At 62.5% G+C, this 18,585-nt stretch carries 16 protein-coding genes and 1 riboswitch; of the genes, 6 read left to right on the top strand and 10 right to left on the bottom strand.

The features are described from left to right. Nucleotides 1–8 precede the first annotated feature (8 nt). Entirely contained in the window at nt 9–377 is a 369-nt protein-coding gene (gene gcvH, locus X727_RS158895) for a glycine cleavage system protein GcvH (protein WP_023681591.1), read from the bottom strand. A 5-nt stretch (nt 378–382) separates the two neighbouring features. After that, a complete protein-coding gene (gene gcvT, locus X727_RS158900; RefSeq protein ID WP_023691145.1) occupies nt 383–1,483 on the bottom strand; it encodes a glycine cleavage system aminomethyltransferase GcvT in 1,101 nt (366 codons plus the stop codon). 149 nt (nt 1,484–1,632) lie between these two features. After that, nucleotides 1,633–1,719: riboswitch (glycine riboswitch) on the bottom strand. Nucleotides 1,720–1,918: 199 nt separating this feature from the next. Here gcvT and X727_RS158905 point away from each other — a divergent pair. Continuing rightward, complete coding sequence (locus tag X727_RS158905; RefSeq protein WP_023688299.1) at nt 1,919–2,920, top strand: hypothetical protein; 1,002 nt, start codon at nt 1,919–1,921, stop codon at nt 2,918–2,920. Between the two features lie 151 nt (nt 2,921–3,071). Here X727_RS158905 and X727_RS158910 read toward each other — a convergent pair whose 3' ends face one another. From X727_RS158910 to X727_RS158935, 6 genes are all read right to left on the bottom strand, one after another. Then, a complete protein-coding gene (locus X727_RS158910) occupies nt 3,072–3,863 on the bottom strand; it encodes a molybdopterin-binding protein (protein ID WP_023681588.1) in 792 nt (263 codons plus the stop codon). Between the two features lies 1 nt (nt 3,864). After that, a complete protein-coding gene (locus X727_RS158915; protein ID WP_023691148.1) occupies nt 3,865–4,740 on the bottom strand; it encodes a cytochrome b/b6 domain-containing protein in 876 nt (291 codons plus the stop codon). 136 nt (nt 4,741–4,876) lie between these two features. Next, nucleotides 4,877–5,569, bottom strand: coding sequence for a DUF1345 domain-containing protein (locus X727_RS158920; RefSeq protein WP_023688301.1), 693 nt, complete (start codon nt 5,567–5,569; stop codon nt 4,877–4,879). Nucleotides 5,570–5,590: 21 nt separating this feature from the next. Then, the gene (locus X727_RS158925) at nt 5,591–6,064 is read right to left on the bottom strand and encodes a YaiI/YqxD family protein (protein ID WP_023695438.1); all 474 of its coding nucleotides are present in this window, start codon (nt 6,062–6,064) and stop codon (nt 5,591–5,593) included. 64 nt (nt 6,065–6,128) lie between these two features. Further along, nucleotides 6,129–6,698: an S-(hydroxymethyl)glutathione synthase gene (gene gfa / locus X727_RS158930; RefSeq protein WP_023729860.1), complete on the bottom strand. Its 570-nt coding sequence runs from the start codon at nt 6,696–6,698 to the stop codon at nt 6,129–6,131. A 67-nt stretch (nt 6,699–6,765) separates the two neighbouring features. Next, on the bottom strand, nt 6,766–7,893 hold the full coding sequence (locus X727_RS158935) for an S-(hydroxymethyl)glutathione dehydrogenase/class III alcohol dehydrogenase (protein ID WP_023833741.1): 1,128 nt from the start codon (nt 7,891–7,893) through the stop codon (nt 6,766–6,768). Nucleotides 7,894–8,131: 238 nt separating this feature from the next. Here X727_RS158935 and X727_RS158940 point away from each other — a divergent pair, with 238 nt between their 5' ends. The 4 genes from X727_RS158940 to X727_RS158955 all read left to right on the top strand — a co-directional run bounded on the left by X727_RS158940 (nt 8,132) and on the right by X727_RS158955 (nt 15,610). Beyond that, nucleotides 8,132–10,144, top strand: a complete 2,013-nt coding sequence (locus X727_RS158940; RefSeq protein WP_023833740.1) for an acetyl/propionyl/methylcrotonyl-CoA carboxylase subunit alpha — start codon at nt 8,132–8,134, stop codon at nt 10,142–10,144. Between the two features lie 260 nt (nt 10,145–10,404). After that, complete coding sequence (gene dnaE / locus X727_RS158945) at nt 10,405–13,932, top strand: DNA polymerase III subunit alpha (protein WP_023710635.1); 3,528 nt, start codon at nt 10,405–10,407, stop codon at nt 13,930–13,932. Between the two features lie 169 nt (nt 13,933–14,101). Next, a complete protein-coding gene (locus X727_RS158950; protein WP_023667583.1) occupies nt 14,102–14,500 on the top strand; it encodes a nuclear transport factor 2 family protein in 399 nt (132 codons plus the stop codon). A 306-nt stretch (nt 14,501–14,806) separates the two neighbouring features. Beyond that, a complete protein-coding gene (locus X727_RS158955; RefSeq protein ID WP_023725720.1) occupies nt 14,807–15,610 on the top strand; it encodes a potassium channel family protein in 804 nt (267 codons plus the stop codon). Nucleotides 15,611–15,617: 7 nt separating this feature from the next. Here X727_RS158955 and X727_RS158960 read toward each other — a convergent pair whose 3' ends face one another. Beyond that, complete coding sequence (locus tag X727_RS158960) at nt 15,618–16,499, bottom strand: DMT family transporter (RefSeq protein ID WP_023710632.1); 882 nt, start codon at nt 16,497–16,499, stop codon at nt 15,618–15,620. Nucleotides 16,500–16,682: 183 nt separating this feature from the next. Here X727_RS158960 and X727_RS158965 point away from each other — a divergent pair, with 183 nt between their 5' ends. Further along, nucleotides 16,683–17,189, top strand: coding sequence for a hypothetical protein (locus X727_RS158965; RefSeq protein WP_023681578.1), 507 nt, complete (start codon nt 16,683–16,685; stop codon nt 17,187–17,189). 6 nt (nt 17,190–17,195) lie between these two features. Here X727_RS158965 and X727_RS158970 read toward each other — a convergent pair whose 3' ends face one another. Next, entirely contained in the window at nt 17,196–18,524 is a 1,329-nt protein-coding gene (locus tag X727_RS158970; protein WP_023744815.1) for a DNA polymerase IV, read from the bottom strand. Nucleotides 18,525–18,585 lie beyond the last annotated feature (61 nt).

Raw genomic sequence — 18,585 nt, 5'->3', positions numbered from 1 at the left:
TCCTGATGTCAACCGATATGGGCTTTGTAGGCGGCCTCATTCATGAGGCCTGCGAGTTGGCCTTCGTCGGCGAGCTTCATCTTCCACAGCCAGCCGTCGCCGGTCGCAGCGGAGTTGACCAGCGACGGGTCCGAGGACAGCGCGCCGTTGGCGTCGGTGATCTCGCCATCAACCGGCGCATAAACATCGGATGCCGCCTTGACGGATTCGACGACCACGGCGGTGTCGCCCTTACTGAGTTTGGTGCCGATTTGAGGCAGTTCGACGAAGACGAGATCGCCAAGCTGTTCCTGCGCATAGTCGGTTATCCCGACGGTGGCGATGCCTCCCTCGACGCTCAGCCATTCGTGATCTTGTGTGAAATAGGTTTTTGCCATCGGAATTATCCTTTGCGGTAGCGATGAGGAGTGAAGGGCAAGGAACTGATATCGACCGGGATTTTCGTCCCGCGAACGTCGGCGAACAGTTTCGTGCCCGGCTTGGCCAAGGCCGTTGACACATAGCCCATGGCGACGGGATGGCCGGCCGACGGGCCGAAGCCGCCTGATGTCACGTAGCCGGCCGGATCGCCGTCGGCATCGAACAAAGCAGCGCCGGCGCGCACCGGCTGGCGGCCGTCCGGCTTCAGGCCGACGCGCTTTTGCGACGGCCCGCGCTCCAGGATGGACCGCAGCGCATCGGCGCCGATGAAGGACCCGCCGGCGCGGAGATCTTTGGGGATCGCCCACATCAGGCCGGCACTGGCCGGATCGATCTCCGGCGTGATGTCCTGGCCGTGCAGGCACAGGCCGGCCTCCAACCGCAGCGAGTCGCGGGCAGCAAGGCCGATCCACAACACACGCTCGTCCTCGAGCAGTTTCGTGACCAGAGCGCGCGCATCCGCCTCCGGCAGGCCGATCTCGAAGCCGTCCTCGCCGGTGTAGCCGGAGCGGCTCATGAACCAGTTTTGCTTCGGCTCGATGCCATGCATGAACAAGAGTGAGCCGGTCTCGATGCCGGCGCGGGACAAGGCAGCCCAGGCTTCCGGCCCCTGGATCGCCAGGAAGACGCGGTCGAGCGCATCGACTTTGACGTCGAAGTCCGCGGCCAGCGCACGCAAATGCTTCTCGTCCTCGACCGCATTCCCGGCGTTGGCGACCACCATGAAGCGCTCGGCGCCGAGCCGGGTGACGATCAGATCGTCGATGATCCCGGCGGCCTCGTTGAGGAAGAAACTATATTTGGACTGTGAAATCTCAAGCGCGCCGGCATCGAGCGGACTGGCGCGGTTGAGCAGTGCCGCAGCGCCCGGTCCGCTGACAGCGAACAGCTTCATATGCGAAATGTCGAACAGGCCGGCATGTTCGCGGGTGTGAAGGTGCTCCTTCATCACGCCGGCCGGATAGGTCAGCGGCATCGACCAGCCCGCAAAGGCGCCAAAGCGTGCGCCGGCGGCGGTGTGCAGATCTTCGAGAGGAAGGTGTTTGGTGTCGTCGCCCGTCATGTCATCTCCAGAGTCGCACGCAATCGGCCGCTGCTGGCGACCAGTCCGTGCCCCTCTGTCTGAAGCCTGAGAGACTCGCGCAACCGGAACTCTGTCGGCGACGCTTACACCTTCGGCGCGGGGGCAAGCCCCGACTTTCCAGAGTGTCTTTCCCGTCTACGGTTCTTTTGCCTGAGAGATTTCGGGCGATTTCCCCTTCGGCGGCAGCTCGCGCTGCTCTCTCCCGCAAACAGGTAGGACTCAAAACTTAAGCCCTCGACGCGCCATCCATAGCTTGTCGGCGACACCTTGTCACCTGCCAGCGACACGTAAAGCGCGTCGTCTTTACAGTCTTCGCTAACCACGCCGTTTGCCGGTTTTTCAAGACAATGGCGATATTCTGGGCTGACGGTTTGGCCGGCAATTGCGTTGGGCACGGCGGATGGGGATTGACAGATGGGCGAACGGATCGGGAGCGCGCCGGTGGCGGGGCTGGCCTCGAAGGACCGCATCACGGCGGAAGATGTCGTCATGCTGCGTCGCGAAGTGTTCGCCGACGGCGTGGTGACGCGCGGCGAGGCTGAAGCACTGTTCGCGCTCGATGCGACAGCGACGGACAAATGTCCGCAATGGCCTGAATTCTTCGTCGAGGCCGTTACCGACTACATCGTCCACCAGGAAAAGCCGGCAGGCTATATCTCTGAAGACAATGCCGGTTGGCTGATCCAGACCATCTCGCGCGACGGAATGGTCGACAGTGTGACCGAACTGGAGCTGCTGGTGCATGTGCTGGAAAGGGCGAAATCATCGCCCGGCCGGCTCTCCGCCTATGCGCTCGAGCAGGTCGCCAACGCGGTGGTCGACGGCAAGGGACCACTGATGCTCGGCGGCGCGCTGGTTCCCGGGCTGGTCGCCAAGGCAGAGGTCGATCTGTTGCGCCGCATTCTCCATGCCTATGGCGGCGACGGTAACATCGCCATCACACGGGTTGAGGCCGAGGTGCTGTTCCAGATCAACGAGCAGACCGCAGCGACCCACAACGACCCGTCCTGGAACGACCTGTTCGTCAAGGCGCTCGCCAATTTCGTCATGTGTTCGGCCGGCTACGAAGCGCCGACGCGCGATGTGGCGCTGCGTCGTGACAGTTTCTTGGACCAGGTCGAGCCCGAAATTGGTGGCTTCTTCAGCCGCATGGTGTCGGGCGGACTGGCCGGCATCATGGAAGCCTATCGTTCGCCCGGCGATATCGAGGCCGAATGGGAGTCGAAGAACCGTGCCGCCGAGGCACTCGCGCGCCGCGCCGAGACGATCGACGCCAGCGAGCCGAAATGGCTGGCCGATCGCATCGGCACCGACCGCCCGCTGCGTGACAATGAACGCGCGCTGCTGACGCTGATCAAACTCGCCTCGCCGGAGATACATCCGGCGCTCAAGCCACTGCTCGACAAGGTTGCTTAAGCCGCGCCGTTTTCTGCGACCGTTTTGCAGAGGACGATATTGGAGTGTCTTCAGGCCAATCGCCAAGTTCGGCCACGCGCTCGAAACCGGCTTCCTCAGGCAAGCTCGGTTCGGTCGGAGTCAGATCGTGCTCGGTCAGAATGCGAGGCCATCAAATCCCGCCATACCAGTCATAGCCATTGTCTTCCCAATAGCCGCCGCGGCCGCCGCCGATATTGGCAAAACTGTCGACGAGCTCGATCTTGTAGAGATACTTCGGCATCTTGTAGCCGAGCTGTCGTTCGACGCGCACGCGCAGCGGCGCGCCGTTTTCGACCGGCAGCGGCTTGCCGTTGAGGCCGTAGGCGAGGATCGTCTGCGGGTGGCGGGCATCGATCAGGTCGATGGTGCCGTAATATTTGATTTCCCCGGAGAGGCTGCGATCGATCGTATCGAGGCAGTGGAACATGACATAGCGGGCCTGCGGCTTGACCACAGCCTGGTCGAGCACCAGCGACAGCGGGGTGCCGGTCCATTTGGCGATGCAGCTCCAGCCTTCGACACAGTCGTGGCGGGTGATCTGCGTGCGGCTCGGCATGTTCTCCAACTGCTCGCGGCTGAGCGACAGCGGCTTTTCGACCAGGCCCGTTACCTCCAGCCGCCAGTCGGCGAAATTGTTGGCGAGCAGGCCCTTGTAGGTGTCATCGTCGGGCGCGGTGACGCCGTTCGGCCGCTGCGGCTGGCGGATGTCGGCCTCGGTGAATTCCGGCGCCAGAGCATCGCGGCCGGCAAGCCAGCGTTGCGCGCGGTAGGTCAGGCCATTGGCGTTTTCGAGGAAACTGCGCAGGCCGTCGCCCATGCCGAGCTGGCTGTCGAAGGCATCGCAGCCCGACAACATGATGCCGGAAACGCCGAGGCCGGCGCCCGTCAGGAACTTTCGGCGGCTGATCTGGAATTTGGCCATCTCACGCACTCCTCTCGGTGTCGCCATGCCTTGGCGGATCGGTGCGGTACCAGCCGGTGATGATCGAGCGCAGTTCGTTGATCGGGCCGGCGGCGAGGATCATCATCATATGGACGATGAAAAAGCCGACCAGCAGCACCATCACCGTGAAATGGATGGTGCGCGCCGTCTGCCTTCCGCCGAGCAGTTCGTTGAGCCAGGGCAGCACCGAGTTCATGCTCGGCGACATGGCAAGGCCGGTGATGATCATGAGTGGCAACAGCACGAACAGTACGCCGCCATAGGCCATTTTCTGCAGCGTGTTGTATTCGCGTGTGTGGTGGAACCTGAGCTTGGCGTGCTCGATGATGTCCTGCGGCAGCCGCTTGAGATCGTCAAGGCGCGGCGCCAGATCGCGGCGCAGATGGCCGTTGACCAGGCTGGCGACCAGCCAGACGACCAAGGTGGTTGTCAGTATCCAGGCGAAGAAGAAATGCACAACGCGGGCGGTGCCGAGATCGTAATAGGACGGGATTGTCGCCCAGGACGGGAAGGCACGCGACGTTTGCTGCCGGGCCGGGCCCGACCAGCCGAGCACGCCTGTGGTGTCGAAGCGATGGCCGAAGATTTCGGTATAGCCGCGCGGGCCGGTGGCGGTGTTTTCGGCGCCGATGGCAAAGACGGTGTTGTTGTACTCGAAGCCGGATTGCTTGCCGATGTAGAGCTGCGGCCGGGCATTGAAGATCTGCAGGCCGGACAAAAGCAAGAAGAACAGCGAGATCGCCCACAGCCAGTGCGTCAGGCGGGTCCAGCGCGATTGCCGGTAGATCAGCGTCGCATCCTTCGTTGAGGCGGCATCGACGCCTGCGCCGGGCTGACTCATGGTAATGGTTTCCATCTTTTCCTCGCCTCCGGCTGCGCGATCCTGGGATGGCCGCGCTCGTCCTTGTCCTCCCAATACGTCGCTATCGAAAGCGATGTTTCATGCGGTCACGTTTTTATTACGGGCACGGGTTTATCGCGGGCACGGATACTCAATTGCCGAGGCTCACCGCGAGATTGACGACGGCGGCGACGATGACGGCGTTGAAGAAGAACGACAGGATCGAATGGACAAGCACCACGCGGCGCATATGCGAGGTCGTGATCGCGGTGTCGGCGGTCTGCGCGGTCATGCCGATCACCGTCGCGAAATAGAGAAAGTCCCAACCGTCCGGCCGTTTGCTGCCGGGAAAATCGAGGCCGCCGACCGGTATCTTCTTCTTGGTTTCGGCATCGATCGCGTCGCCGTCCATCCAGTAGACATGCGCATAGTGGAGGGCGGCCATGGCATGGATGGTGAACCAGCCAAGCGGGATCGACAGCATGGCGAAGCCGAGTTCGATGGGGTCGCGATCCTTGTGATTGATCAAAAGGAACAGCAGGACAATGGCCATGGCGACGATGCCGAGCGTGATGGCAAAGATGCCCAGCACTGGGAGGTCCAGTTCGCGCGCGTTCTTGCTGAGATAGCGGCCGGACAGCAGCGGCATCTTGGCGATGACGAGCGCGATGAAGACGACGAAGAAGGAATCGGCGGCAATCGAGATCGAATAAGCAAGCCGCGTGGAGACGGGGAGCGATCCAATCAAAGGCAATACCGCGGCAAATACGACCAGACCGACGGCTAGCGACACAAAGAACTGCTTGTGCCGCTGCAAGGGGTTATTCGGCGATGTGTCGGCCATAGCCCGACCTCGGATGATGCTTCACGTCTGGTCGGGTGTGACGGATTTCAGAGCCCGCCGCAAGATACGGTCGAGCTCACCCAGGAAACGCGAGCGATCCTGTGGCGCAAAGCTGGCATTGTAGCCCTTGCTCTCGCCGGTTTCGCGCAGATGCTGCTTCAAATCGCGCATTGCAACCGCCATGCCGATGGTCTCCGGCGTGAACGGCCGGCCGGTTGGCCCAAGCACATGCGCGCCGAGCGCCACGGTGCGAGCGGCAAGCGGGATGTCGGCGGTGATCACGATGTCGTTGGGTTTTGCGTTCTCGACGATCCAATCGTCAGCGGCATCGGCGCTTTTAGAGACGACGACGTTGCGAATCATCGGATCGCGCGACGGACGCAGCCCGCCATTGGAGACGTAGGTGACGACCACGCCATGGCGCTCGGCGACCTTCTCGACCTCGGCTTTCACCGGGCAGGCGTCGGCGTCGACGTAGATGGCGGGTGCCGGCATTATCTCTCCAAAACGGACATAGGGCCGGCACGTTACCCGGCCCCATGCCAGAAATCTCGTACTGTCAGGCCGGCAGCGCGCCCGACTTCTTCGCCGTCCAGGTGGCTATGTAATCCATCAGGCCGGGATTGAGACAGTCATAGGGCTCGAGGCCCATCGACTTCAACTGGCCGCGGATGCCGTCCATGCGCTTGGGGTCGACACCGGATTCGATGATCGACGAAACGAAAGCGGTGAAGCCCGGCGGTGACCAGCCGTCTTCCTGGAAGCGCTCGGGATGGATGAAGGACAGACCCTTGAACGGATGGTCGCGCTCGACCGGTCCGTGCATATGGACACCGCAGCCGGTGCAGGCGTGACGCTGGATAAGTGCCGAGGGGTCGACCACTTTCAGCTTGTCGCCGTTTTCGGTGACTGTGACATCGCCGGTGCCGGCTACGGCCACGACCGAGAACACCGCGCCGTCAGGCTTCCAGCATTTGGTGCAGCCACAGGCATGGTTGTGGGCGATCTGGCCCTTGACCTTCACCTTCACCGGCTTGCTGGTGCAGGCACAGACCAGCGTGCCGCCGGCAAAGCTTGCGCTTTCCTTCGGCAGGCCATTGTCGATTTTCGGATGCAGTTTCTCAGGCATTGTCTTCCTCCCTTGTTGAACCCATGCAACTACAGTCGCTGGCCCTTCGGTCGGCGGCTTCTTCTCCTCAAAAAACGACGACGCTCCTGATCGACTTGCCCTCATGCATGAGGTCGAAGCCCTTGTTGATGTCTTCCAGCTTCAGCAAATGGGTGATCATCGGGTCGATCTGGATCTTGCCGTCCATGTACCAGTCGACGATTTTCGGCACGTCGGTGCGGCCGCGCGCGCCGCCGAAGGCGGTGCCCATCCAGGTGCGGCCGGTGACCAGCTGGAACGGCCGGGTCGAAATCTCCTGGCCGGCGCCGGCAACGCCGATGATAACCGACTTGCCCCAGCCGCGATGCGAGGCTTCCAGTGCCTGGCGCATCACCTTGGTATTGCCGGTGCAGTCGAATGTGTAGTCGGCGCCGCCGATCTGGTCGGCGCCACGCTTGGTCAGGTTGACGAGGTGAGGGACGATGTCGCCGTCGATCTCCTTCGGGTTGACGAAATGCGTCATGCCGAAGCGCTCGCCCCATTCTTTCTTGTCGTTGTTGAGGTCGACACCGATGATCATGTCGGCGCCGGCAAGTCTCAGGCCCTGGATGACGTTGAGGCCGATGCCACCGAGACCAAAGACGACAGCAGTCGCGCCTTGCTCGACCTTCGCGGTGTTGACGACCGCACCGATGCCGGTGGTGACGCCGCAGCCGATGTAGCAGATCTTGTCGAAGGGCGCGTCCGGGTTGACCTTGGCGAGCGCGATCTCGGGCAGCACGGTGAAATTGGAGAAGGTCGAGCAGCCCATATAGTGGAAGATCTTGTCCTTGCCGATCGAGAAGCGCGAGGAGCCATCGGGCATCAAGCCTTGGCCCTGCGTGGCGCGGATGGCGGTGCACAAATTGGTCTTGCGCGACAGGCAGGATGGGCACTGCCGGCATTCCGGCGTGTAGAGCGGGATGACGTGGTCGCCCTTCTTGACCGAGGTGACGCCCTTGCCGACATCGACGACAACGCCAGCGCCTTCATGGCCGAGGATTGCCGGAAACAGGCCTTCGGGATCGGCGCCCGACAAAGTGAACTCGTCGGTGTGGCAGATGCCGGTCGCCTTGATCTCGACCAGCACCTCGCCTTCGCGCGGTCCGTCGAGGTCGACCTCCATGATTTCCAACGGCTTTCCGGCGGCGACAGCGACAGCGGCGCGGGTTTTCATCAGGCAATTCCTCCCAAGGCGATTGGTCTTCAGGCTTTCAGGGTTTTTATACTGTTTCAACCCGATTTGGCGACCAAATATGGCGCAAATCTTGGCCCAGTCGTCGGCGAGCCCGATCTTCGCCTCTCGGCACGGGCCTGGCGGGCCGGGAGTGTCTTGATGGGTGCGCTGCCGGCAATGCTTGAGCCCGGCTGCCGAAGCCCATAAGAAGGACGAAAGACCCGAGGAAACGCCTTCGATGTTCACGAAAATCCTGATCGCCAATCGCGGCGAGATTGCTTGCCGCGTCATCAAGACGGCGCGCAGGATGGGGATTGCCACCGTCGCGGTCTATTCCGACGCCGATCGCGACGCCGTGCATGTCGAAATGGCCGAGGAGGCCGTGCATATCGGCCCATCGCCTGCCGCGCAAAGCTATCTCCTGCCTGAGAAGATCATTGCTGCCTGCAAGGAGACGGGCGCGCAGGCCGTGCATCCCGGCTACGGATTTCTGTCGGAGCGGGCCGCCTTCTGCGAAGCGCTTGAGGCTGAGGGCATTGTCTTCATCGGTCCAAAAGCCAGGGCGATCAAGGCGATGGGCGACAAGATCGAATCGAAGAAGTTCGCCAATGCCGCAGAAGTGTCGACGGTACCGGGCTGGCTTGGTGTCATCGAAAATGCCGACCATGCCGAAAAGATCGCCGGCGAGATCGGCTATCCCGTGATGATCAAGGCCTCAGCCGGCGGTGGCGGAAAAGGCATGCGCATTGCCTGGAGCCAGTCGGAAGTGCGCGACGGCTTCGACCTGGCGCGCTCGGAGGCGAAAAGCTCGTTCGGCGACGACCGCGTCTTCATCGAAAAGTTCGTCGTCGATCCGCGTCATATCGAAATCCAGGTGCTGGCCGACGCGCATGGCACCGCCCTCTATCTCGGCGAGCGCGAATGCTCGATCCAGCGTCGGAACCAGAAGGTGGCGGAAGAGGCGCCGTCGCCATTCCTCGATGCCAGGACGCGCAAGGCGATGGGCGAGCAGGCCGTGGCGCTGGCCAAGGCGGTCGACTACCAGAGCGCCGGCACCGTCGAGTTCATCGTCGATGCTGAAAAGAACTTCTATTTCCTTGAAATGAATACACGATTGCAGGTCGAGCATCCGGTGACGGAGCTTGTTACCGGCATCGACCTGGTCGAGCAGATGATCCGTGTCGCCGCCGGCGAGAAGCTGGCGATCGAGCAGAGCGACGTCAAGCTGAACGGCTGGGCGGTGGAAAGCCGGATCTATGCCGAGGACCCCTATCGCAATTTCCTGCCCTCGATCGGCCGTTTGACGCGCTACCGGCCGCCGGAGGAGGGCACGTTCGGCGACATCTTCATCCGCAACGACACCGGCGTCACCGAAGGCTCCGAGATTTCGATGTTCTATGACCCGATGGTGGCAAAGCTCTGCACCTGGGCGCCGACGCGGCTGGCGGCAATCGACGCCATGTCGGAAGCGCTGGACAGTTTCGTCGTCGACGGCATCGAGCACAACATCCCCTTCCTGGCGGCGCTGATGCAGCATCCGCGCTGGCGCGAGGGGCGGATATCGACGGGCTTCATCGCCGAGGAATATCCTGACGGCTTCGCGTCGATCGTGCCCAATGGCGATGAAAAGGCAGTGCTGGCGGCGATCGCCACCGCGGTCGAGCTTCTGCGCCGCGACCGGCTCGACCGGCTGGGCGGGCGGCTGGCGCCGCATTCGGGCGCACTCAAGCGCGATTGGGTGGTGAAGCTCGGCGACGACTATCTCCAGGCTTCGATCATCGAGGGCATGATCTCCATTCCGATGGAAATCGATCTGTCGGTCGATGGCGGCAAAGCGCTGACGGTGGCGTCCGACTGGCGGCCGGGCGACCTCATCTGGCGCGGCACTGTCGGTGCCCGCAAGGTCACGGCGCAGATCAGGCCGGCGCCGAACGGCCTGCGCATTGCCTGGAAAGGCATGTCGGTGAGGGCACGCGCCATGCTGCCGCGCACGGCGGAGCTGGAAAGGCTGATGCCGGAGAAGGTGGCGCCGGACACGTCCAAGATGCTGCTTTGCCCGATGCCGGGCCTGGTCGTGTCGATCGCGGTTGCCGAGGGGCAGGAGGTCAAGGCCGGCGAGACGCTGGCCGTGGTCGAGGCGATGAAGATGGAAAACGTGCTGCGCGCCGACCGCGATCTTGTCGTGTCGAAGCTCAACGCCAAGCCGGGTGACAGCCTGGCTGTCGATGCGGTGATCATGGAGTTCGCCTAGAGATTGTTTGGAAATTCTACTCCGGCGGCCATCTGAAGGTGGTTTCTGCGCTTCCCGTGCTCACGGACCAATGGCCGCTGCGCTCCGGTTCTCGAAACCACCATCATATGACTCGCCAGAGCGAATTTCGAACAATCTCTGAGCCGTGCGGCTGGGTACGGAAGCCTGTGGTCGGTGGTCAATTGTGCTGGACTGGCATCGCCCGGTCCGGGACAATACATCTCCATCGACTCAAAGCCCTTCGAGCAATTTGAAACATCATGGCGGATGACAAACTTCCACGCGATCCCCTGAGGCGCGAAGCAGCGCTCGCTGCTGCGCGCCCGGAGGCGCCGGCGCGGCCGTTCATCCATCTGCGCGTGCATTCAGCGTATTCGCTGCTCGAGGGCGCCTTGCAGGTCGCCGCTGTCGTCGCCCATGCCGTCAAGGACGAGTGCCCGGCAATCGCCGTCACCGACACCAACAATCTGTTCGGCGCGCTGGAATTTGCCCAGAAAGCGGTGAAAGAGGGCATCCAGCCGATCATCGGCTGCCAGATCGATCTCGCCTTTTCAGGCGAGACCAGTGACGCACAGCGCGACCGCCGCCGCCACGGGCCGGAGATGAACGCCGTGGTGCTGCTCGCCGCCACCGAGGTTGGCTATAGCAACCTGGTCAGGCTGGTCAGCCAGGTCTATCTGGAGACGCCGCCGGGCGAGCCCGTGCATCTGACGTCAGCAATGCTGGAAGGCCATAGCGATGGCCTGATCTGCCTCAGCGGCGGGCCGCGCGGCCCGATCGGCCGGGCGCTGAAGGAGGATCGCCGAGATCTTGCCGAGACGCGGCTTTTGGCACTCAAGGCGCTGTTCGGCGACCGGCTCTATGTCGAACTGGACCGTGTTTCCGGTTATGACCGCGCTATCGAGAAATCATCGGTCGACCTTGCCTATATCCATGATCTGCCGCTGGTCGCCACCAATGAGGCGTTCTTCGCCGCCCGCGACGACTATGAAGCGCATGACGCGCTGATCGCCATTGCCGAAGGGTCCGTCGTTGCCGCCGACAACCGCCGCCGCCTGACATCGGACAATTTCCTGCGCAGCCAGGCCGATATGGCGCGGCTGTTCGCCGACCTGCCGGAAGCGATCGACAACACCGTCGAGATCGCGCTGCGCTGTTCCTATTATCCCAAGACCCGCAATCCGATCCTGCCACGCTTTACCGGCGGCGATGTCGCCGACAATGAGGTGGCGCTGAAAGCGGAGGCCGATGAACTGCGCCGGCAGGCCCATGAAGGTCTCGACGCCCGGCTGGCGGCGCATGGACCCACCGCCGGCTACACGGTCGAACAATACCGCGAGCGGCTCGATTTCGAGCTCTCCATCATCGAGAAGATGAAATTTCCCGGTTACTTCCTGATCGTGGCCGACTTCATCAAATGGGCGAAGGCGCAAGGCATTCCGGTCGGGCCGGGCCGTGGTTCGGGCGCCGGATCGCTGGTCGCTTACTCCACCACCATCACCGATATCGATCCGCTGCGCTTCTCGCTGCTGTTCGAGCGCTTCCTCAATCCGGACCGCGTGTCGATGCCCGACTTCGACATCGACTTCTGCCAGGATCGGCGCGAAGAGGTCATCCGCTACGTCCAGCAGAAATATGGCCGCGACCAGGTGGGACAAATCATCACCTTCGGTACGCTGCAGGCGCGCGCGGTGCTGCGCGACGTCGGCCGCGTGCTGCAAATGCCTTACGGCCAAGTCGACAAGCTCTCCAAAATGGTGCCGCAGAACCCGGCCAATCCGGTCAAGCTGGCGGATGCCATCGCCAACGAGCCGCGCTTTGCCGAGGAGGCCGAGAAGGAGCCGATCGTGCAGACGCTGCTCGATATGGCGCAAAAGCTGGAAGGGCTCTACCGCCACGCTTCGACGCACGCCGCCGGCATCGTCATCGGCGACCGGCCCTTGTCGGAACTGGTGCCGATGTACCGCGATCCGCGCTCCGACATGCCGGTCACCCAGTTCAACATGAAATATGTCGAGCAGGCCGGGCTCGTAAAATTCGACTTCCTCGGCCTGAAGACGCTGACGGTGCTGGAGACGGCGGTGAAGCTGATCCGCCGGCGCGGCATCGAGATCGACCTGGCGACGATCCCGCTCGACGATCCTGAAACCTACGCCATGCTGTCGCGCGGCGAAGTGGTCGGTGTGTTCCAGGTGGAAAGTGCCGGCATGCGCAAGGCGCTGATCGGCATGCGGCCCGACTGCATCGAGGACATCATCGCGCTGGTGGCGCTCTACCGTCCCGGCCCGATGGAGAACATCCCGACCTACAACGCCAGAAAGCATGGCGAAGAGGAGATGGCATCGATCCATCCCAAGATCGACCATCTGGTGAAGGAGACGCAAGGCGTCATCGTCTACCAGGAACAGGTGATGCAGATCGCGCAGGAACTGTCGGGCTATTCGCTCGGCGAAGCCGATCTGCTGCGTCGCGCGATGGGCAAGAAGATCCGCGCCGAAATGGACAAGCAGCGCGAGCGTTTCGTCACCGGTGCGGTCGAACGCGGCGTCGGCAAGCCGCAGGCCGACTTCATCTTCGACCTTCTGGCCAAGTTCGCCGACTACGGCTTCAACAAATCGCACGCGGCCGCCTACGCCGTCGTGTCCTACCAGACCGCCTATCTCAAGGCGCATTACCCCGTCGAGTTCCTGGCGGCGTCGATGACGCTCGACATGGGCAATACCGACAAACTCGCCGATTTCCGCCAGGATGCGCTGCGTCTCGGCATCGAGGTGGTGGCGCCGTCGGTGATGACCAGCTTCCGCAATTTCGAGGTCGGCGAGAACCGCATTTACTATTCGCTGGCGGCCCTCAAGGGCGTCGGCGACGCTGCGGTCGAGCACATCGTCGCCATGCGCGGCGAAAAGCCGTTCAAGAATCTCGCCGATTTCTGTGAAAGGGTCGATCCCAAGATCGTCGGCAAGCGCGTCTTCGAAAGCCTGATCATGGCCGGCGCGCTCGACTGCTTCGGCCACGACCGCGCCCAGATGATGGCCGGCGTCGAACGGATGATGGGGCTGGCTTCGCTGGCGCAGCAGAATGCCATTTCGGGCCAGCACGACATTTTCGGCGCGTCGCTCGGCGCGCAGCAGCAGGCGCTCAATTTGCCGCAGACCGATCCGTGGCTTGCCGCCGACCGGCTGCACCGTGAATTCCAGGTCGTCGGCTTCTATCTTTCGGCGCATCCGCTCGACGAGTACAAGGCGGCCCTGCAGAAGATGCGCGTGCAGAACTGGGGCGAGTTCTCGGCTGCGGTCAAACGCGGTGCCGCCGCGGGCCGGCTCGCCGGCACCGTCACCACCAAGCAGGAGCGCAAGACCCGAACCGGCAACAAGATGGGCGTCATCGCCTTTTCCGACACATCTGGCCAATATGAAGCCGTGCTGTTTTCGGAAGGGTTGGCGCAGTATCGCGATCTGCTCGAGCCCGGACGTTCGGTGGTGATCACCGTTTCGGCCGAGGATAGGCCCGAAGGGGTCAATCTGCGCATCCAGACGGTGCAGTCGCTGGAGGATGAGGCCAGCCGTATCCAGAAGGCGCTGCGCATCTTCGTTCGAAATGACGGGCCTGCGTCGGCGATTCAATCGCAGCTTACCCAGCGTGGGGAAAGTCAGGTAAGCATTATCGTCATCAAAGAAGAGGCGCAGGGCGAGATCGAGATCGAATTGCCCAACCGCTACCGCATCTCGCCGCAGATCGCGTCGGCCATGCGCGCGGTGCCGGGTGTGGTCGAAGTCGAGCTCGTCTAGGCTGCGCTGATATACACGGCAATCGCATCGACGTCGGCCAGTGCATGACGGCATAAAGATGCTCTGGGCCTGACATTGCAGCCGATAGGGCCAGCGTGCGGGGCGTGGTTGACCTGACCTTCCTTTGAACCACATGCGTTGAGCAGAAACTTCAAAGGAACGCACAATCATGCCCAGCCGCGAACGCGTCGAAGCCTTCCTCAAGGAGGTGGTCGAAGGCAGCCACGTCAAAGCGATCGCCGACTTCTACCATGACGATGCCACCATGCAGGAAAATCTCGGCGTCCCGCGGCGCGGCAAGGAAACACTGATGGCGCATGAGCAGGCAGCACTCGATCGGATCGAGAAGATGCACACCCATCCTGTCCAGACATTCCTGGTCGATGGCGACAATGTCGCCATCCGCTGGACCTTCGACCGTGTCGACAAGGCCGGCACCGTGCGCCGGCTGGAAGAGGTGGCCCTGCAGCGCTGGCGTGGTGACCGGATTGCGGAGGAGCGGTTCGTCTACGACACCGCCTCGGCCTGGCGCCTCGTCGGGCCGGACGGCAAGGTGGTGGAGGGGTGACGATCACCGGGTCAGATCATGATGAGATTTGGTTGAAATCTCATCATGATCTAACCCTTTGTTGGAGCATGATCTTTTCCAAAAACCGGCACCCACTTTTTGGGATCATGCCCTAGCCGCCGCACCCCGCANCGGGATACGCGATGTGCTGAGCGCGGTGTTGCGGCGCTAGATCATGATGAGATTTGGTTGAAATCTCATCATGATCTAACCCTTTGTTGGAGCATGATCTTTTCCAAAAACCGGCACCCACTTTTTGGGATCATGCTCTAGACGGCCCCGGCTGGGACAGTTACGCACTTGGTGATGAAAGCAGCCGAGAAGGACGGATTGCAGCAAAGCTCAGCGATGGCGCGGCTGCGTGACCGGCTGCGCAAGCTCTATCACGGACGCACGCCGGCGGCGTTCCGGTTTCAGCTGGTGGCGGTCATCATCGACCTCGCCATCATCGCCTTCTTCGTTGCCACGCCGGTGCTCCAGGACAAGCCGTCATTCCTGTGGCTCGACTATACCGTCGCCGCATTGGTCGCCGCCGACCTGATTGCCCGGCTGTTAGCCTCCAACGACATGCTGCGGCTGATGAAACAGCCGACATCCTGGGTCGATGTCTTCATCCTTCTGACGCTGCTGATGCCGACGGCGCTGGCAAATCTGGCGTTCCTGCGCATCCTGCGGCTGTGGTCGCTGTCGCGCAGCGGGTCGCTGTGGCGGCATTTCGAAATGCGTGGCTTAAGGCCCTGGCGCGAGGCGAGCCACGCGGTCATCAACCTGTTGACGTTCCTGTTCGTCATCACCGGCTTCGTCTACACCTTTTTCTTTCGCACCGGCGCCGGCCTCGAGAACTATATCGATGCGCTGTATTTTACCGTCGCCACGGTGACGACGACCGGTTTCGGCGACATCGTGCTGCCGGGGATCGCCGGCAAGCTGACCGCAATCGCTACCATGATCATCGGCATCTCGCTGTTTGTCAGACTGGCGACGGCGATTTTTCGACCCGCCAAGGTGTTCTTTCCCTGTCCGCAGTGCGGACTGCAACGGCATGAGCCGGACGCCGTGCACTGCAAGGCCTGCGGGCATCTTCTCAACATACCGGATGAGGGGAATTGACCGACCGCTACGAGGCCGCGACCTCGGCCGGCTTTGGCGCCTTGCGCTGCAGGTTGAGCAGGTTGCCCATCAGGATCAGCAGGGCGCCGCCGGCTGTAAAGATGTCGATCTGTTCGCTGTAGAGCAGCCAGCCGATCAGCGCCGACAGTGGCACGCGCAGGAAATCCATCGGTGAAATCACCGTAGCGTCGGCATAGGTGAGGGCACGCGCCATGCAGAAATGCGACGACATGCCGGTGAAGGCAATCAGCAGGATCCATGGCCAGAGTTCGAGCGGTGGGTTGCGCCATTCATAAAGCGCCGGGATCAGGCCGACCACCGACTGGATGATCAGCATCCAGAAGATGATGCGCACGACACTGTCCGTGCGGGTCAGCGACTTGACCAACACCACCGATACGCCAAAGCACACGGCCGCGCCGAGAACGACGAGGTGACCCGGATCCATGGAGCCGACGCCGGGGCGAACGATGACCACCACGCCGATCAGGCCAAGCACGACCGCCGCAATTTTCGGGCGGGAGAGCCTTTCGCCAAGAAAGGTCACCGCCAGGATCGCGGTCCAGATCGGCGTGGTGAATTCGATCGATATGAGCACCGCAAGCGGGATCAGCGTCAGCGCATAGAGCCATGCCGCCTGGCCCGTATAGTGGATGACATTGCGAGCGATATGGGCCAACGGGCGCTGCGTGCGCATTGCGGCGAATCCGCCGCTCATCGTCACCAGCGGCAACAGGATGAAGAAGCCGATCACCGAGCGCAGTTCCAGCACCTGGAACACGTTGAGCTCCGCGGTCGTGGCGCGGCCGGCGACCGACATCGCCAGGAACGAGGCGATCGACAGCGCCATCCAGAACGCGGCTTTGGGGATCGATGGGGAAGGTGCCATAGGCGCTATGTCGCAAGCCGGGGCTTCCATCGCAACCGCTAGGCGACGCATTCGACTGGGCCAGACCCGTTGCAAAACAGCCATGCTGGAAGTGGAACCTGACGCAACGGCAGGCGTTGGTTCCCGGTATTGGCCAAATGCTGGACGCATCGTTTCTTAAACATCAACGGGGGAGAGATTCCGATGAAATCATTCGCGCGGTTTCTGCTAGCCGGCTGCCTGCTAACTGCAAGCGCCGCGGCCCATGCCGACGAGGCGAATTTTCTCAGCTCCTTGCAAGGGAATTTCTCCGGCAAGGGGACAGTCAAGGTCACCACCGACGCACCGACGGTGAATGTGTCCTGCACCTTCAATTCCGACGCGACCTCGAGCTCATTGTCGCTTGACGGCAATTGCCGTGGTCTTGTCGTGGTGACGCGCGCCATCAGCGCCAATCTGAAGGCCCGCGGGGCGAAGTATACAGGCGTCTATGTCGGGTCGCGCACCGGGCCGGCACAGCTCGCCGGCAGCCGTTCTGGCAACGCGATCAGTCTCGGCATTCGCTGGGCGGCGGAGGTCAATGGCGATCGTAAGGCGCGGTTGACGGTCGAGAAAACCAGCGGCGACGGAATGCGGTTGACCGTTACCGACGTCGATCCGAAAACCGGCAAGAACGTGGTGACGAGCCGCATCGATCTCAAGCGTATCTAAGCCGTCTCACTCCTCGATCGGCTCCGGCGGGTTGGCGTTGCGGCCTTTGCCGAAGGTGTAGCCGGTTTCCACCGCCTTCTTGCCGAACTTGTCGCGCAGCGTATCGATGGCGCTTTCGGCCATGGCGCGCTTGCGCGAGCCGACGTCGACGAGATCGGGCGGATCGGCCTTCTCGTCATCCGAGAGATCGCTGACACCGATGCCAAGCAGCCGGTACTTTGTCCCGTCCGCCTCCTTGCGCAACAGCTCGAGCCCGGTCTGGAAAATGCGGTCGGCCAGCCGGGTCGGGTCGCCGAGCTGGCGGTTGCGGGTACGCAGCTTGAAATCCTGCGTCTTCAGCTTCAGCACCACGGTGCGCCCGGCAATGCCTGACTTCTTCAGCCGCGCCGAGACCTTTTCCGACAATCCCCTCAGCACTGGAACCAGTTCGCCCATTTCAGCTATGTCGGTGTCGAAAGTGGTTTCGGCCGACACACTTTTCGCATCCTGGTCGGGATCGACACGGCGGTCGTCCTGGCCGCGCGAGAGATGGTAGAGCCGGGTGCCCATCACGCCATAGCGGCGCATAAGATCGGCGCGCTCCATGCGCTGCAACTGGGCGATGCTGCGGATGCCGTCGCGTTCGAGCGTTGCGGCAAAAGCCTTGCCGACGCCCCAGATCAGCGTCACCGGCTGTTCGGCCAGGAAACCCAGCGCCTCGGCTTCGCCGATCACCGAAAAGCCGCGCGGCTTGCGGAAATCGGAGGCAACCTTGGCCAGGAACTTGCAGTAGGAAAGGCCGGCCGAAACGGTGATGCCGATTTCCTTTTCGACGGTCTGCGCAAAGCGCGCCAGCACCACCGCCGGCGGCATGCCGTGCAGGCGCTCGGTGCCGGCGAGGTCGAGAAACGCCTCGTCGATGGAGAGTGGCTCGACCAGCGGCGTCAGCGCCTGCATCAGCGCGCGGACCTCGCGGCCGACGCGGACGTATTTCTCCATATTGGGCGGGATGACGACCGCTTCCGGACAGGCTTCGAGCGCCTTGAACATCGGCATTGCCGAGCGCACCCCCTTGATGCGGGCGATGTAGCAGGCGGTGGAGACGACGCCGCGCTTGCCGCCGCCGATGATCAGCGGCTTGTCCTTCAGCGCCGGATTGTCGCGCTTTTCGATAGCCGCATAGAAGGCGTCGCAATCGATATGCGCTAGATGCAGCTGGTAGAGCTCGGGATGGCGGGTGAGTCGAGGGCTGCCGCAACGCTCACAGCGCCTGGTATCGCTGCGCTGAAAGGTCAGGCAGTCGCGGCAAAAACCGTGCTCGGGATTGTTGACAGGGGCCGCCATCGCTGCGAACATAAAGAGAACAGATGCAATGGTACGTCAGGACGGAAGCCGCCACAAGCGGTTAGCCGGGAGA

It is taken from the genome of Mesorhizobium sp. L103C105A0 (assembly GCF_000502215.1).
Taxonomy (GTDB): Bacteria; Pseudomonadota; Alphaproteobacteria; order Rhizobiales; family Rhizobiaceae; genus Mesorhizobium.
Note: the sequence above shows the minus strand (reverse complement) of the source record. Positions and strands in the feature narration are given on the sequence as shown.

What these genes read in the sequence shown, in the direction of transcription:
- gcvH (WP_023681591.1), bottom strand. Translation starts at nt 377, where the DNA reads ATGGCAAAAACCTATTTCACACAAGATCACGAATGGCTGAGCGTCGAG.
- gcvT (WP_023691145.1), bottom strand. Translation starts at nt 1,483, where the DNA reads ATGACGGGCGACGACACCAAACACCTTCCTCTCGAAGATCTGCACACC.
- X727_RS158905 (WP_023688299.1), top strand. Translation starts at nt 1,919, where the DNA reads ATGGGCGAACGGATCGGGAGCGCGCCGGTGGCGGGGCTGGCCTCGAAG.
- X727_RS158910 (WP_023681588.1), bottom strand. Translation starts at nt 3,863, where the DNA reads ATGGCCAAATTCCAGATCAGCCGCCGAAAGTTCCTGACGGGCGCCGGC.
- X727_RS158915 (WP_023691148.1), bottom strand. Translation starts at nt 4,740, where the DNA reads ATGGAAACCATTACCATGAGTCAGCCCGGCGCAGGCGTCGATGCCGCC.
- X727_RS158920 (WP_023688301.1), bottom strand. Translation starts at nt 5,569, where the DNA reads ATGGCCGACACATCGCCGAATAACCCCTTGCAGCGGCACAAGCAGTTC.
- X727_RS158925 (WP_023695438.1), bottom strand. Translation starts at nt 6,064, where the DNA reads ATGCCGGCACCCGCCATCTACGTCGACGCCGACGCCTGCCCGGTGAAA.
- gfa (WP_023729860.1), bottom strand. Translation starts at nt 6,698, where the DNA reads ATGCCTGAGAAACTGCATCCGAAAATCGACAATGGCCTGCCGAAGGAA.
- X727_RS158935 (WP_023833741.1), bottom strand. Translation starts at nt 7,893, where the DNA reads ATGAAAACCCGCGCCGCTGTCGCTGTCGCCGCCGGAAAGCCGTTGGAA.
- X727_RS158940 (WP_023833740.1), top strand. Translation starts at nt 8,132, where the DNA reads ATGTTCACGAAAATCCTGATCGCCAATCGCGGCGAGATTGCTTGCCGC.
- dnaE (WP_023710635.1), top strand. Translation starts at nt 10,405, where the DNA reads ATGGCGGATGACAAACTTCCACGCGATCCCCTGAGGCGCGAAGCAGCG.
- X727_RS158950 (WP_023667583.1), top strand. Translation starts at nt 14,102, where the DNA reads ATGCCCAGCCGCGAACGCGTCGAAGCCTTCCTCAAGGAGGTGGTCGAA.
- X727_RS158955 (WP_023725720.1), top strand. Translation starts at nt 14,807, where the DNA reads ATGAAAGCAGCCGAGAAGGACGGATTGCAGCAAAGCTCAGCGATGGCG.
- X727_RS158960 (WP_023710632.1), bottom strand. Translation starts at nt 16,499, where the DNA reads ATGGCACCTTCCCCATCGATCCCCAAAGCCGCGTTCTGGATGGCGCTG.
- X727_RS158965 (WP_023681578.1), top strand. Translation starts at nt 16,683, where the DNA reads ATGAAATCATTCGCGCGGTTTCTGCTAGCCGGCTGCCTGCTAACTGCA.
- X727_RS158970 (WP_023744815.1), bottom strand. Translation starts at nt 18,524, where the DNA reads ATGTTCGCAGCGATGGCGGCCCCTGTCAACAATCCCGAGCACGGTTTT.